Origin of the sequence: Inquilinus sp. YAF38 (assembly GCF_052113205.1) — a bacterium.
Taxonomy (GTDB): domain Bacteria; phylum Pseudomonadota; class Alphaproteobacteria; order DSM-16000; family Inquilinaceae; genus Inquilinus.
Genome location: NZ_JBFRCU010000049.1, coordinates 16,579 through 30,218, shown reverse-complemented (window position 1 = coordinate 30,218; position 13,640 = coordinate 16,579). Strand labels below are relative to the sequence as shown.

At 63.9% G+C, this 13,640-nt stretch carries 13 protein-coding genes; 9 read left to right on the top strand and 4 right to left on the bottom strand.

Annotated features, from left to right (window positions below; genetic code table 11):
- Nucleotides 1-76: 76 nt before the first annotated feature.
- Nucleotides 77-814 (top strand): SDR family oxidoreductase, encoded by a 738-nt coding sequence (locus AB4Z01_RS21135; RefSeq protein WP_441697157.1) that lies wholly within the window; start codon nt 77-79, stop codon nt 812-814.
- Nucleotides 815-924: 110 nt separating this feature from the next.
- Here AB4Z01_RS21135 and AB4Z01_RS21130 read toward each other — a convergent pair whose 3' ends face one another.
- From AB4Z01_RS21130 to AB4Z01_RS21115, 4 genes are all read right to left on the bottom strand, one after another.
- Entirely contained in the window at nt 925-1,800 is an 876-nt protein-coding gene (locus AB4Z01_RS21130) for a fumarylacetoacetate hydrolase family protein (RefSeq protein ID WP_441697153.1), read from the bottom strand.
- Nucleotides 1,801-1,873: 73 nt separating this feature from the next.
- Nucleotides 1,874-3,229 carry an MFS transporter gene (locus AB4Z01_RS21125; RefSeq protein WP_441697150.1) on the bottom strand — a complete coding sequence of 452 codons (1,356 nt, stop codon included), beginning with the start codon at nt 3,227-3,229 and terminating at the stop codon, nt 1,874-1,876.
- Between the two features lie 34 nt (nt 3,230-3,263).
- Nucleotides 3,264-4,307, bottom strand: coding sequence for a cupin domain-containing protein (locus AB4Z01_RS21120; protein ID WP_441697147.1), 1,044 nt, complete (start codon nt 4,305-4,307; stop codon nt 3,264-3,266).
- A gap of 25 nt (nt 4,308-4,332) precedes the next feature.
- A complete protein-coding gene (locus AB4Z01_RS21115) occupies nt 4,333-4,833 on the bottom strand; it encodes a DoxX family protein (protein WP_441697144.1) in 501 nt (166 codons plus the stop codon).
- 197 nt (nt 4,834-5,030) lie between these two features.
- Here AB4Z01_RS21115 and AB4Z01_RS21110 point away from each other — a divergent pair, with 197 nt between their 5' ends.
- The 8 genes from AB4Z01_RS21110 to AB4Z01_RS21075 all read left to right on the top strand — a co-directional run bounded on the left by AB4Z01_RS21110 (nt 5,031) and on the right by AB4Z01_RS21075 (nt 13,607).
- On the top strand, nt 5,031-5,609 hold the full coding sequence (locus tag AB4Z01_RS21110; RefSeq protein WP_441697142.1) for a TetR/AcrR family transcriptional regulator: 579 nt from the start codon (nt 5,031-5,033) through the stop codon (nt 5,607-5,609).
- A gap of 367 nt (nt 5,610-5,976) precedes the next feature.
- The gene (locus AB4Z01_RS21105; protein WP_441697139.1) at nt 5,977-6,834 is read left to right on the top strand and encodes an ABC transporter ATP-binding protein; all 858 of its coding nucleotides are present in this window, start codon (nt 5,977-5,979) and stop codon (nt 6,832-6,834) included.
- The gene (locus AB4Z01_RS21100; RefSeq protein WP_441697136.1) at nt 6,831-7,709 is read left to right on the top strand and encodes an ABC transporter permease; all 879 of its coding nucleotides are present in this window, start codon (nt 6,831-6,833) and stop codon (nt 7,707-7,709) included. The genes AB4Z01_RS21105 and AB4Z01_RS21100 overlap by 4 nt, the downstream gene beginning before the upstream one ends.
- A 48-nt stretch (nt 7,710-7,757) precedes the next feature.
- Entirely contained in the window at nt 7,758-8,843 is a 1,086-nt protein-coding gene (locus AB4Z01_RS21095) for an ABC transporter substrate-binding protein (RefSeq protein WP_441697134.1), read from the top strand.
- 109 nt (nt 8,844-8,952) lie between these two features.
- A complete protein-coding gene (locus AB4Z01_RS21090) occupies nt 8,953-9,906 on the top strand; it encodes an alpha/beta fold hydrolase (protein ID WP_441697132.1) in 954 nt (317 codons plus the stop codon).
- A gap of 95 nt (nt 9,907-10,001) precedes the next feature.
- Nucleotides 10,002-11,006 (top strand): quinone oxidoreductase family protein, encoded by a 1,005-nt coding sequence (locus AB4Z01_RS21085; RefSeq protein ID WP_441697129.1) that lies wholly within the window; start codon nt 10,002-10,004, stop codon nt 11,004-11,006.
- 25 nt (nt 11,007-11,031) lie between these two features.
- Nucleotides 11,032-11,511, top strand: a complete 480-nt coding sequence (locus AB4Z01_RS21080; protein WP_441697126.1) for a (2Fe-2S)-binding protein — start codon at nt 11,032-11,034, stop codon at nt 11,509-11,511.
- Entirely contained in the window at nt 11,508-13,607 is a 2,100-nt protein-coding gene (locus tag AB4Z01_RS21075) for a molybdopterin cofactor-binding domain-containing protein (RefSeq protein WP_441697123.1), read from the top strand. Before AB4Z01_RS21080 ends, AB4Z01_RS21075 begins: the two co-directional genes overlap by 4 nt.
- Nucleotides 13,608-13,640 lie beyond the last annotated feature (33 nt).

Here is a 13,640-nt window from a genome sequence, read left to right as displayed (position 1 = left end):
CGTGAAGGTGTGTCCGCTGAAACCCTGATGTTCTGATGGGCGCACCTTCTATTCCAATCAAGAAGGACGTTCGACCATGAGCCTGACCGCAAACACCATCCTTGTCACAGGCGGAGCAACCGGCATCGGCTTTGCGCTGGCGCGGGGACTCTCGGAACGAAGCAACAGCGTCATCATCTGCGGCCGAAACGAGCATGCTCTCCGCAAGGCGCGGGCGCAGGTGCCGGCGCTGATCACCCGGGTCTGCGACGTCACCAACCCGGAGAGTCGCCGGTCCATGGTGGATTGGCTGAACGCGGATCACCCCGAGCTCAATATCCTCGTTAACAATGCCGGCGTTCAACATCGCCGGAACTTCAACGAGGATGGAGCGCTCGAGCACATCGACCAGGAAGTGGCGGTCAACCTGACCGCACCGATTTCTCTGATCGCCGAGATCCTGCCTCTGCTGAAGCGACAGCCGCAGGCCGCCATCGTCAACGTCAGCTCGGGGCTGGCCTTTGCGCCGATGGCCGATGTTCCCGTCTATTGCGCCACCAAGGCGGCCATTCACTCCTTCACGCTCAGCCTGCGCCATCAACTGAAGGCGGCAGGGATCAAGGTCGTGGAGATGGTTCCCCCGATCGTGGATACCGGCCTCGGCGGAGGAGCCCGGAGCAAAGGCACAGCCAGTCAGCAGATGATGTTGCCGGAGGACTTCGCCAAAGACGCCCTCGTTCAATGGGAGAACGGCCAGGACGAGATTCTGGTCGGCATGTCGGTCAATACCCGCAGGCAGGGCGAGGCCTTGTTCGACCGGATGAACAGCCGCTGACACGGAATGTGAGCTTGGCATTGCCGCGGGGCCTCCGCGGCAATGCCAGCACATGCTTTTTGCCGCGGCGCAGGTCCATTGTCTGGCGTGGCGTCGCACACAGACGCGGGTCAAACGACGGCGACGTCCATCGCGCCGATCTTGCTGATCCAGGCATGAACGACGTCGCCCGCAGCGAGCTCGCCAACCCCGTCCGGCGTTCCGGTCATGATGATGTCGCCCGGGAAAAGCTCATACATGGCCGATGCCCGGACGATCAGGTCTCGAACATCGACGATGAGCTCGCGGGTGTTCGAGGCCTGCCGCCGGACACCGTTGACGGAGAGTTCCAAATCGAGGTCGTCGGGGTCGTCGATTTCATCGGCGGTGACCAGCCAGGGCCCGAGGACGGAGTAGCTGTCGGGCGACTTCCGGAAGCTCCGGTCCTCCGGCCCGCGCACCGTGACGTCCAGCGCGATGCTGTAGCCCGCCACATGGGCGAGGGCGTCGGCGCGGACAATCCCCTTGCCGCCCGTGCCGATGACCACAGCCAGTTCGAGCTCGTGATCGGTGCGCCGGCCGGGGAGGTGGAGCGTTATGCCCTGTCCGGGCCCGACGAGCCCGGTCTGTGATTTCAGGAAGAGGCCGAACTTGTCGATCGGCGTCGCGAACCCTTCATAGCTCGGCATGTGGACGCCGTGATTGATCGCCGGGTCGTGCCCCTCGCCGATGTGGAGCGGATAGTTCAGCGGCGCGGCGATGATACGCGACGGGTTCGCGACCGGGCTGTCGAGACGAAGGTCCGAAAGCTGAAGAAGGGGACGGCCGCGCCCCGTCGGCGCAGTGCCGATCCGCTCGATCAGCTCGGAAAGATGCCGAATGAAATGGTCACCGTGAGCGACCGGCCACATCAAAGCGGGGAGATCATCGAGGACGTCGCTGACATCCCGAACCGTGCTCTCCTCGACGATCCCGATGCGTTTGCCGTTGAAGCGACAGATCTTCACGCTGGATATCCTTTGCTGATGCAGCGTTTCGCCGGCTGGGACCACGCGAGGAGCCCCGGAGGCGGCCGGCCGGCTATGCGGGCAGTGCTTGCGGCTCGGCGTCCAGGCGGCCGGCAGAACGCTCACGGCCGAGGAGGGCCATGGCGACGGCGGCGATCAGGATCGGTCCCACCGCGACCAGGAGCATCGTCTTCGGCGGCAGGCCGAGGCCGAGGACCACGCCGCCCAGGGCCGGGCCCAGCACGTTCCCGAACCGGCCGACACCGAAGGCCCATCCCGAGCCGGTCGCGCGGATGCGCGCCGGATAGACCGAGCCGCTCAGCCCATTCATGCCGAACTGAGCGCCCTGTATTCCGGCACCAATCGCGAAGACCAGGATCACCGTGCACGGCGTGGTCGGGTTCACCAGCCAGAGGGCGAAGATCGAGACAGCGCCCACGACCAGCCCGATCGCGAGGAGCCGTTCGGTGCCGAGCCGGCCCGCGAGGGTGGCGACAAAGACCACGCCGAACAGCCCTCCCATCGGCAGCAGCGCGCTGAAGAACGCCGCATGGCCCGGATCTGCGCCCGCAGCGCTGAGAATGGTCGGCAACCAGAAGATCACGAGCCAGGTGGACAGGAAGTTGCCGAAGAACATGACCCAAAGCAGCAGGGTTCGCCTGGCATTGCCGTCGCGGAACAGGGCGACGACGGGATTGCCCGGCTCGGTGGCGCTTGAGTCTTCAGGCTGGGCTGCCGGCAGCTTTTCCGGGTCGATGCTCAGTGCCTTGAGAAGGGCATCGACTTTTTCCTGCGACTTGCCCTTTGCGAGCATGATCTGGATCGACTCGGGAAGACGGCATGCGAAGAATGGCAGCAGGCAGAGCGGCAGCGCACCGCCCAAGACGAAGATCGATTGCCATCCAAATGTCGGCAGGAGGATCGACGACGCCAGGCCGCCAAGCGCCAGGCCCACCGGAACCGCGGCGGTCATCGCCCCGACGATAATGGTGCGGTTCTTCCCCGGGACATAATCCGATGACAGCGCGATCGCCGCCGGCAGTCCGCCGCCGAGCCCGAGGCCCGTCAGCAGCCTGGTCGCCGCCAGAAACTCGGTCGTCTCGGACAAGGCGCTCGCCAGGGAGAAGACGCTGAAGACCAGAATGCACGTCATGAAGACAGGCTTCCGGCCGTACCGGTCGCTGAGGACGCCCGAGATCATGGATCCGACGAGCATGCCGACGCCGCCCAGCACGATCGCCGGGGTGAAGGCAGACGGCTCCAGATGCCAGGCCCCGACAAGGGCGGGAACGGCATAGCCGATGCCGCCGATGTCGTAGCCGTCGAAGACCAGAAGCAGCGAACACCAGACAACCACCCGATACTGCAGCGGTCCCATCTTGGCATTCGAGATCGCCGTCTCGACCGCCGCCGCGCTGATCTCTCTCATCTCGTCTCCCCGCGCGTGGTACCTCGGGTGGTGATCACCCGCTGGTCTCGTCGCGCCAGATACCGAGAGCTTGCTGCATGGCGCAGTCGGAGAATGAGAACAGCACCGAATCCCTCTCCGAGACGTGGTGCCGCCAGGTCCAATTGGGGACGACGAAGACATCGTTCTCCCGCCAATGAAGCTCCTGGCCGCCGACGATCGTGGTGCCGCTGCCCTCGAGGACCACGAAGATCTCGGCGTCGGTCTGGCGCTTCGGACGGGACGCAAAGCCGGCTGGCAGCAATTGGAGAAAGGCGCCGATCGTCGGCAGGACATGGCCGCCGGTCATAGTGTTCGAATAGCGCAGCTTGTAGCCGTCGGTCGGATCGGGTCCGGCCGCGCTCTCCATCATCGACAGGGCCGTCCGGGCGTTGCCATAGGGATATCGCAGCTGCGGTGCCGACCCGCTGGTCGCGGCGTGGCTGCCGAAACGCGCGTCGACCGGCGTGACGCCGCGACCGAAGGTCGCTTCCGAGAATCCGGCCGGCCGTGATTGAGGGAATTGGCGGCCGTGCAAATCTTCATAGAAGGTGACGTGCAGTTGATTCAGCAGCGGAACATCGAGGCCGTCGAGCCAGATCATGGGACCATCGCTCGTCTTCTCATGGTCGTGCCATGCCCAGCTCGGCGTCAGAATGAGATCGCCGCGCTCCATGGTGAGGCACTCGCCGTTGACGGCGGTATAGGCGCCCTGCCCTTCGATGACGACGCGCAGGGCCGCCTGCGTGTGCCGGTGCGAATCCGCGACCTCCCCGCCGATGATCAGCTGAAAGCCGGCGCCCAGGGTCGACGTCGTTGCCGGGCGGGGCAGCGACGGGTTCGCGAGAAGCAGCACCCGCCGTTCCGCCTCCTCGGCGGAGATCGTGCCCGCATCCAGCATCGCCGGGCGAATGACCTTCTCGTATTCCCAAAGGCAGGGGGCACAGGATGGCCTCGGTTCGGTCGGCACCAGGCTCGATGCGACCTCCCAGAGCGGAATCAGGTTGGCGGCGCGCAAATGGGCGAAGTGGCCTGCGGACGACGCGGGGCTCGTATCCATTGTGTCGGGTTCCTCGGCGGGCGGTTCAGAATTCCCGGCCGATGGCCGAGTCGACCGAGAGCCGCCCTCCGCCGCCGAGCGCGACCGCGAGCATGGCGACCGCCCACAGCAGCGGAAACTCGATGCCCCCATTCGTCCAGAACCAACCGTTCGGCATTTGCACCCCGACCGCGATGAAGAGCAGCCCCGATGTCGCCAAAGCCGCAGGACGCGTGAGCAAGCCGACCGCAACGAGAAATCCGCCGACGAGTTCGACGAGGCCCGCGGCCATGACCCAAAACGCGCCGGGCACGAAGCCGATGCTTTCGAAAGCGGCGGCCAGTCGCTCCGGATTTCCTCCGAACCAGCCGAACAGCTTCTGTGCCCCGTGAGGCATGAGAACGAGCCCGGCGGCGACGCGGATCAGCGGATAGGACAGCCAGGAAACCCGCTCATACACGGATTGCAGCGGCGCGATGATGGGTCGAGGCGCAGCGGTGGCGCTCCAATCGCGCGGGGATCGGATCTGGTCGGCAAGTCTAGACACGAGGCCCTCCCGTTGATGGTCGTTATGTTTGATACCGTACTGTATGGTATCGACTTTCGGAGTCAATCCGGAATCGGATGAGGTGCTTCGACGAGCCGCGTTGGCGGCTTCACCGATTCTGAGATAGGAATTGGGGTCACGGACCCTGGAGCGCGTATCCTCTGATGAGAGAGACTAAGCGGGCGGAAACCGCCCGAGTGGCGATCCTGACCCACGCGGCACAGCTGTTCCTGGAGCACGGCTATGAGCTCGTCAGCGTCGACTCCATTGTCGCCCGGGTCGGTGGCTCGAAGACGAACATCTATCGCCATTTCGGAGGCAAAGAAGGACTCCTGAACGCTGTCGTCGAACACGAAAGCGCAATCCTGCGGAGACAGTTGGACGAGCTGCGTCTGGATGGCCTGCCGATACCGCGAGCGCTGGAGAAGATCGGCGAAGCCTTCCTCTCGGTGATCTACGATCCTCAAGCGGTCGCACTGCATCGGCTCGTCATCGCGCAGGGGCGGCGATTCCCGGAGATCGCGACGACATTCTCGACCAACGGGCCCGAAGGCGCCGTAAAGGCGGTGGTGGGCTTCATCGAGAGCCGGCAAGCTCTCGGCGATCTCGACGCGTCACGCGACGCTCACCTGCTCGCACACCAGTATCTCGGCCTCTTGCGCCTCGACGCCCACGCGCGCGTCCTACTCGGGCTCGACGCCGTCCCGTCGAAAGCCGACCGCCCCCGGATCGTCGCCGAGGCGGTGAGAACATTCCTCACCGGCGCCGGGCCGTAGCGCATGCCGGCTGCTCAGAACGACATCCATACGGCATCAGTGCAGGCCGTCTGAGCACCCCGCTCGGTCGGCGCGACAGCGGTGCTCATGCCACCCGCAGAATGGTCTTTCCTTGGCTCCGTCCGGGCTTGCCATGACCATGCGCGGCCGCGGCGCCGACCAGACCTCTTTCCGCCCGGCAGCCTTCAACGCTCTAACCGATGAGCCGAACGCGGTGCGGCGATCTCTCGATCTGTCCGCGAGTTGTCGCCGTCGGCCAGCCGGAAAAACTCTGCTTGCGCGGGCCATTCTTCCGCATTACTTTCCGCAATCGTTTGCATGAACGAGCCCTGAAGGCGCCAAGACCGTGCGGGAGGAGACAAAGCCGATGAATGTTGTCCGGGAAAGCCCGCTGCCCTTGCAGGCGGCAGGCACGAAGAGTGCCACTCCTCTGATTGTCTCCACCGGGCTAACCGTCGGATACGAACTCTTTCGCGAACGGCAGAGGCTCACGGCGCTGAGCGATGTCAGCCTGACGATCAACCGCGGCGAGTTCATCGTGCTGGTCGGACCTTCGGGCTGCGGCAAGACAACCTTCATCAACGCCATCTCCGGCCTGGTCAAACCATGGGCCGGAGCCATCACCGTCAATGGTCGGCAGGTCACCGGTCCCGGCCCCGACCGCGCCATGGTGTTCCAGGACTATGCGCTGATGCCATGGCGGACAGTAGAATCGAACGTGCGCATGCCGTTCGAATTCCAGAAGCTGGGCCTTTCTCAGGACGAGATGGACGAGCGGGTACGACGCTACATCGACCTCGTGGACCTCACCGGCTTCGAGAAGTCGTTCCCCTACGAACTCTCGGGCGGCATGAAGCAGCGCGTCGGGATCGCTCGCGCCTTGGTTTCCGAGCCGGACATCCTTCTCGCTGACGAGCCTTTCGCCGCCATCGACGCGATGACTCGCGAAGCAATGCAAAGCGAGATGGAACGTTTCGTCGCCAAGACGAACCAGACGGTTGTCTTCATCACCCACTCGATTGACGAGGCGATCATGCTGGGCGACCGGGTCGTCGTGATCTCCTACCGTCCAGGACGCATCAAGGAAGTGGTCGATGTGAACCTTCCGCGGCCGCGTTTCAATGACGACACCAAGACGCTGCCGGAATACACGAGGCTGCGCGATCACATCTGGCGTCTGGTCAAAGACGAAGCGATCCAGTCATCCCGGGGAGGAAAGCGATGAGAGTGAGCAAAACTACCGATCCCGCACTCTCGACCGATACTTCGAACCGGCTGGTCAAGACAGAGTGGACGTTGCGCGAATTCTGGAGGCGCTACGGCGCCTGGGGCATCACGGCTCTCAACTTGGCGCTCTTCTTCTCCGCGTGGGAAATCTTCGTCAGGATGGGCTTCGTCAACGAACTGTTCCTGCCCAAGGCGAGCGACATGTTCGCCGCGCTGTGGAAGGGGCTGACCACGTCAGCGCCACCGGGCGCGTCGGTTTCCGGAAGCATCCGCGACCACCTGTTCTTCACATTGCGCACGCTCGGCATCGGCCTTGTCATCGCATTCGTGCTGGGTATTCCGGCCGGGCTGCTGATGGGCGGCAACAAATATGTCGAGACCATCCTCAGCCCATACATCTGGGCGCTCGCCTCGGTTCCGCGCGTCGCGCTGGTGCCGCTGTTCATCCTGTTTCTCGGCTTTACGGTGAAGATGCAGGTCATGATCGTCGTTCTGTCGGCGATCTTTCCGATCATCATCAATGCATGGGCAGGGGTGAAGACGACCGAGAAGTCGCTTCTGGCGGCCGCCAGGGTATTCGGGGCAAACCGCTGGGAGCTGTATGCCAAGGTCGTGCTGCCCTTCACCCTTCCATTCATCATCGCCGGCGTGCAGCAGGGAATCGGCCGCGGCCTTGTCGGTGTCGTGATCGCCGAGATCTTTGGAGGCTCGAACGGCCTCGGCTACCTGATCAAACGCGCGGCAGACACGTTCAACTCGTCGCTGATGTACTCCGTCCTCTTCGTGCTGGTCGTGGTCTCATTGGCGCTCATCCAGGCGACCCGATGGCTGGAAGCCTATGTCGCGCCGTGGCGCCGCATCGACAGCCTTTGAGGCAACACAATTTCTTAAAACGCAAATCAAATGGGGAGGCAACAAACAATGACAAAGATCAACAACAGCGAAAGCGCGAATGCGGACTTGCGGCGCCGCGACGTGCTTCGGATCGGCGGCTACAGTGCCCTCGGCATCATGCTGGCCTTGGCGACCGGCCGCTCTGGATTTGCCCAGACCGCAGGCCCCAGCCTGGACAACATCAAGGCAAACCTCAGCACACTGCGCTACGGCGAGATCAGCCCGAACTATGCCGACGCCTGGCCGACGACGATCGGTACCGTGAAGGGCTATTTCAAGGAGGTGGGCATCACCGATCTGAAGGCCACCCTGACCGAGGAATACATCCCCGGCCTGGTGAGCAACAGTCTCGACATGACCCACAGCGACACCGACAGGGCCCTGTCGGCCGCCATCGCCAGCAACATGCCGATCAAGATCATCGGCGTTTTCCGGCAGCGGGAGCGTTGGATCCTTGCGGCGCGCAAGGGCATCGACACGCCGGCGGATCTGAAAGGCAAGAAAGTCTCCGGCGGTGCGCTCGCCGGCCGCAACACCTGGGTGCTGAAGCAGATCCTGATCAAGATGGGCCTCGATCCCGATAAGGACGTCGAGATCGTTCCGATGACCGGCGCCTCCAACGCCCGGCAGATGGCCGTCATCAGCGGCACCATCGATGCCGCGGTCCTGTTCCCGCGCCACCGCGCCGGCGTCGAGCAAGCAGGCGGGAAATTCATTCATGACGAACTTTTCCCGGCACCGCAGGAAGCGATCGTCGCGCTGGGTCCATGGCTTACAGCGAATGAGGACACCGCCTATGCCTGGATGGTCGCCGACATCCGCGCAAGACAGTGGCTCTTCAATCGCGCCAACAAGGACGAAGCGTACAAGATCATGCGCGAGGCCGGCTACGAGATCCCGCCGGCATTCGAGGCGCAATACCAGGAAGAGCTCGACATGCTCAGTCCGGACGGAGGGTTCGACAGCAGCGAGGTCATGGACACATTCATCGCGCAGTTGAAGGAATCCGGCGACGTCCCGGCGGAGGTCAATTGGCGCGATCATGCCGAGCTGAAATACCTGTGGGCGGCGCAGGATGCGCTCGGCCTGCCGCGACGGCCATCTTCGATCTGATGCGGGTGGCGCGCATCGCGAACCGATGCGCGCCAAATCCATACCTGGACCCGGTCGAGCATGAACGGCATGCGGCCAACATGACCGCCGACCTCAAGGAGCGTGCTTGATGACCAATACTTCCACGCCGACCACCCAGAATTGGACGACGATCTACGACCATCCGGAGAAGGTGAGAAGCAAGTACATCACGGTCGACGGCTATCGCACCCACTACCGCGAAGCCGGATCCGCATCGAGCCGGCCGCTGGTGCTGGTCCACGGCGCGAACATTCAGGTCGGTCTCGGCAGTGATCGTTGGTTTCCCACCCTTATTCCTTTGGGCGAGCATTTCCACGTCTTCGCGATCGATGAACTGGGCGGCGGCGAGACCGAGCCACCACGCGGCATCGACGATATCGGGCACGTAGGTGTGCGGGCGGACCACGTGCTTGCGTTTATCGAAGCCCTTGGCGTGGGGCCCGTTCATCTGCTTGGTCAGTCGCAGGGCGCCTGGATAGCGACCTATGTCGCGCTGCGCCGACCGGATCTCGTTGCCGAACTGATCCTGGTCGACAGTGCCAGCCTGGCTCTGCCCGCGGGCGGCGTCGGCGCCAAGGGGGTCGACATCAAATACAGCGATGCGTTCGTGCCGGGCACGATGGTCCGCAGTGGGCTCGAAACGACCCGTGAGGGCATGCGCCGCTGGCTTTCCACGATGACCTACGACGCCTCTATTTTGCCTGACCCGTTCCTCGATAGATGCGCTGAACTCGGCACGAGATGGATGCCCATCTGGGAAGCGCCATGGGCGAAGTTCTGGGCCGATGGCGGAAAGCGGAACGTCGAGCAATATGAGGTGGATGGCGCGCATATCAGCGAGCACTTGGCCAGGCTCACCAAGCATCCGCTCGTCATCTGGGGCAACAACTCGGTCAAGGGCCTGGACAACGGCGTGTCGCTGTACAAGCGGATGCCCGGTGCGGAGTTCTACGTCTTCGACAAGGCGAACCACTTTCTGTGGATCGACCGGTGGCGGGACTTCAACAGCCTCGTCCGCTGGTTCCTGACCCGAAACGGCTGACCCAATCGGCAGAGATGTTGGCGGGCTGAGGAACTCCATTCGGACGCCTCCGCCCGGTCTGGACTGATGCAACCGGTAGAACAGGAAATAACCGGATGAATTTTCAACTGGATGCCACGGCCCCGAAGGCTCTCAGCATGTCGCAGACATCGCCCGATCTCGATCATCTGCTGATCGAGATCGTCGAAACCGGCATTCCACGTCCCGGCCCCGGCCAAGTCCTGGTCGAGGTGGTCGCGGCAGGCGTCAACCCCAGCGACGTGAAGGGGGCGCTCGGTCACATGCCGCAGGCGGTATGGCCGCGCATTCCAGGTCGCGATTTTGCCGGCATCGTCCGCGAGGGTCCGTCCCGCATGATCGGCCTGGAAATCTGGGGCGGCGGGGGCGAACTCGGCATCACGCGAGACGGCAGCCATGCCAGATGGATGGTGCTCGACGAGAGGGCGGTTCGTGCAAAGCCCTCCAACCTGACCATGGAGGAGGCGGCCTCCGCCGGTGTGCCGTTCATCACCGCGCACGAAGGACTGCGCGAAGCCGGCGGTGTCCAGCCGACGGACGTGGTGCTGGTCTGCGGTGGAAACGGCAAGGTCGGGCAGGCCGTGATCCAGCTGGCGACGATGGCCGGCGCCAGGGTCTTTGCCGTCGAGTACAACGACCAGCCGCTGCTCGGCCACACGAACGGCCCTGTCGAGATGTTCAACAGCGGCACACAGGACGCGGCAGCGCTCCTGCTCGAGAAGACGGGCGGTCATGGCGCCGACATCGTCTTCAATACGGTGGGCAGCCCCTATTTCGAGATTGCGAACAGGGCGATGGCGAAACAGGCGCGACAGGTCTTCATCTCGACCTTCGACCGCGCCGTTCCCTTCGATATCTTCAACTTCTTCCGTGGCCGCCACAAGTACGTCGGCATCGATACTCTGGCGCTGTCGTCAGTGGATGGCGCGCGGATATTCGACAAGCTGAAGCCCAAATTCGAGGAACGTCTCCTGAGGCCGTTCCCGATCAATCCGGACGCCTGCTACGGCTTTGGCGATGCCGCCAAGGCCTATGCATCGGTTCTGCGCGGCACCACGAACCGGGTCCTGCTCAGGCCATGAGCAAGCGCCTCGGAGAGCGTCGCGCATGATTGCCTCGGTTGCGTTTCGGCTCAATCGGTCCGAAGTGACCCTCGACGTCCACGCTGACGAGCCGCTGCTGTTCGCCTTGCGAAATCGTCTCGATCTGAAAGCGACGCATTTCGGCTGCGGGCTGGAGCAGTGCGGCGCATGCATCGTCGATATTGATGGGCGGGCGCGATACGCTTGCACGTTTCCCGTCTCGGCCTTGGCCGGCTCGGTCGTGACGACTGCCGATGGACTCGCCGATAGCCCAGTGGGGGCGGCGCTGCTCGATGCGTTTCGGCACGAGCATGCTGGACAGTGCGGCTATTGCCTCGCCGGAATTTTGATGAGCGCCTACACCTTGTTGAAGGCGGAGCGCCGTCCGGCCCGCGACGCGATCGTTGCCGCACTGGACCGGCACCTGTGCCGGTGCGGCGCCCATACCGGGATCCTGCGCGCCATTGAGCGAGCGGCAACAAGCTGCAGCGATGACGCGGCATGATCGCGAGCGCTCTGCCCAAGAGCATTCAGGACAATCCGGTCCTGGGCCGGTGGCTGTCCCTCGCCCGTCGCGGGCATGTCACGGTCTGTACGGGCAAGGTCGAACTTGGCCAGGGCATTGCGACGGCGCTCGCGCAGATCGCGGCCGATGAGTTGGACATCGGCCTCGAGAGAATCGAGATCCTGTCCGGCGATACGGACCGGTCGCCAGATGAAGGCATCACCGCCGGGAGCCGATCGGTGGAGGTGTCAGGCGCATCGATTCGCCTGGCGTCAGCACAAGCCCGCGCCGCCTTGCTGCAAGCCGCTGCCACGCGCCTCGGTGCCGATTTGAACGCCCTGTCTTGCCGCGACGGGATCATTTTTCTCGACGGGACCGCGACCGAACTGGACTTCTGGTCGCTCTCGCCGGATGTCGATTGGCAGCAGCGGATTACCGGCGATGCCGTGGTCAAGCCGGTGCGTGACTATCGCCTTGTCGGCTCGAGCCCGCCCCGCATGGACTTTCCCGCCAGGCTTTTGCGTGGGGGCTTCATCCATGACATGTCGCTCGAAGGCATGATGCATGCGAGGGTGGTCAGGCAGCCCTTTCGCCTCGCTCACCTCGAAACCGTGGACGAAGCATGGCTCCGGCAACGCTACCCGGACGTAGGGATGTTGCGAAAAAATGACTTTCTGGCTTTGGTCGGCGACGACGAATACGTCGTTCACCGCGCGCATGCGGAGGCGGATGCGTTTGTCCATTGGCGGGAGATTCCGGGCCTCTGGCAGCCCGCCGAATCGAACGGTGAGACGGTGGCGGTCCTTCGCGTGGCCGAGCGGCCGCAAATTTCCGGATGCGCAACCTTCGCAGCCCGATATTCCCGTCCCCATCTTGCCCATGCGTCGATCGGGCCGTCCTGCGCGCTAGCCCACCATGCGGCAGGCCGGCTGACGATATGGACGCATTCGCAGGGAGTATTCGCGCTGCGCAGGCAAATCGCCACCTGCGGCCTGGGTGTCGATCCATCGAGCATCAGGGTCATCCATGTCCCCGGTTCCGGTTGCTATGGTCACAACGGCGCTGACGATGCGGCGCTCGACGCGGCGATTATCGCCATGTCATTCGAAGGAAGGCCGGTCCGCGTGCAATGGTCGCGCGAGGACGAACTCAGTCGTGGCCCGTTGGGCGCTGCAATGTCGTCCGAGATAGAGGCGGAACTCGACTCCTCAGGCCACGTCGCGACGTGGCGGTTCTCGGTCGTCAGCGTCCCCCACGCCCAGAGGCCGGGCTCCGGCGGTTACGTGAATCTCAGCTCCGCCGAAGCTTTGGACAGCGGGCGCCTGCCGAAGCGAGTCGATGACCTGCCGGACGCAGTGGGTGGCGGCGCATCGCGCAACGCCGCGGCGCTTTATGATTTCCCGCGGCATGAGGTTCGCGTCCGGCTCGACACGCAAAGCAGTATCAGGACCTCATCGCTGCGCTCGCTCGGGGCGCACCTGAACGTGTTCGCAATCGAGTCGGCGATGGATGAGCTTGCCGAGCTGGCGGGTGCCGATCCCATCCAGTTCCGGCTGCGCCATCTCACGGATGAGCGCTGTCGCGCGGTCCTGAACGGAGTGGCCAAGATGAGCGCCTGGCCCGGCCGGCAGTCGGCAGGCCGCGCCTTGGGGATTGCCGCTGCCCGATACAAAAACAGGGGAGCATGGCTGGCGGCGGCGGCCGAGGTCGCGGTCGATGAGGACGTGCGCGTCGAGCGGCTCTGGCTTTGTGTCGATGCGGGATTGCTGGTCAACCCGGAAGGGGCGCGCAACCAGATCGAGGGGGGCGCGATCCAAGCCATCAGCTGGACGCTGAAGGAAGAGGTGAGGATCGACAATGATCGGGTGCCCTCACTGGACTGGCTGAGCTACCCGATCCTGAAATTCTCTGAGGTCCCATCCATCGAGACACGGTTCATGGTTGATTCTGCCCATCCTTCTCTGGGCACGGGAGAGGCCGCGCAGGGACCGGTGGCAGCCGCGATCGGAAATGCCGCATCGCGGGCGCTTGGCATAAGAGTGCGTGACTTGCCGCTGACGCGGGATCGGCTGGTCAGTGTTCTGATGCAGGGTTGAGTGCAGCGCGGATCGACTCTGCTCGGCATCCTC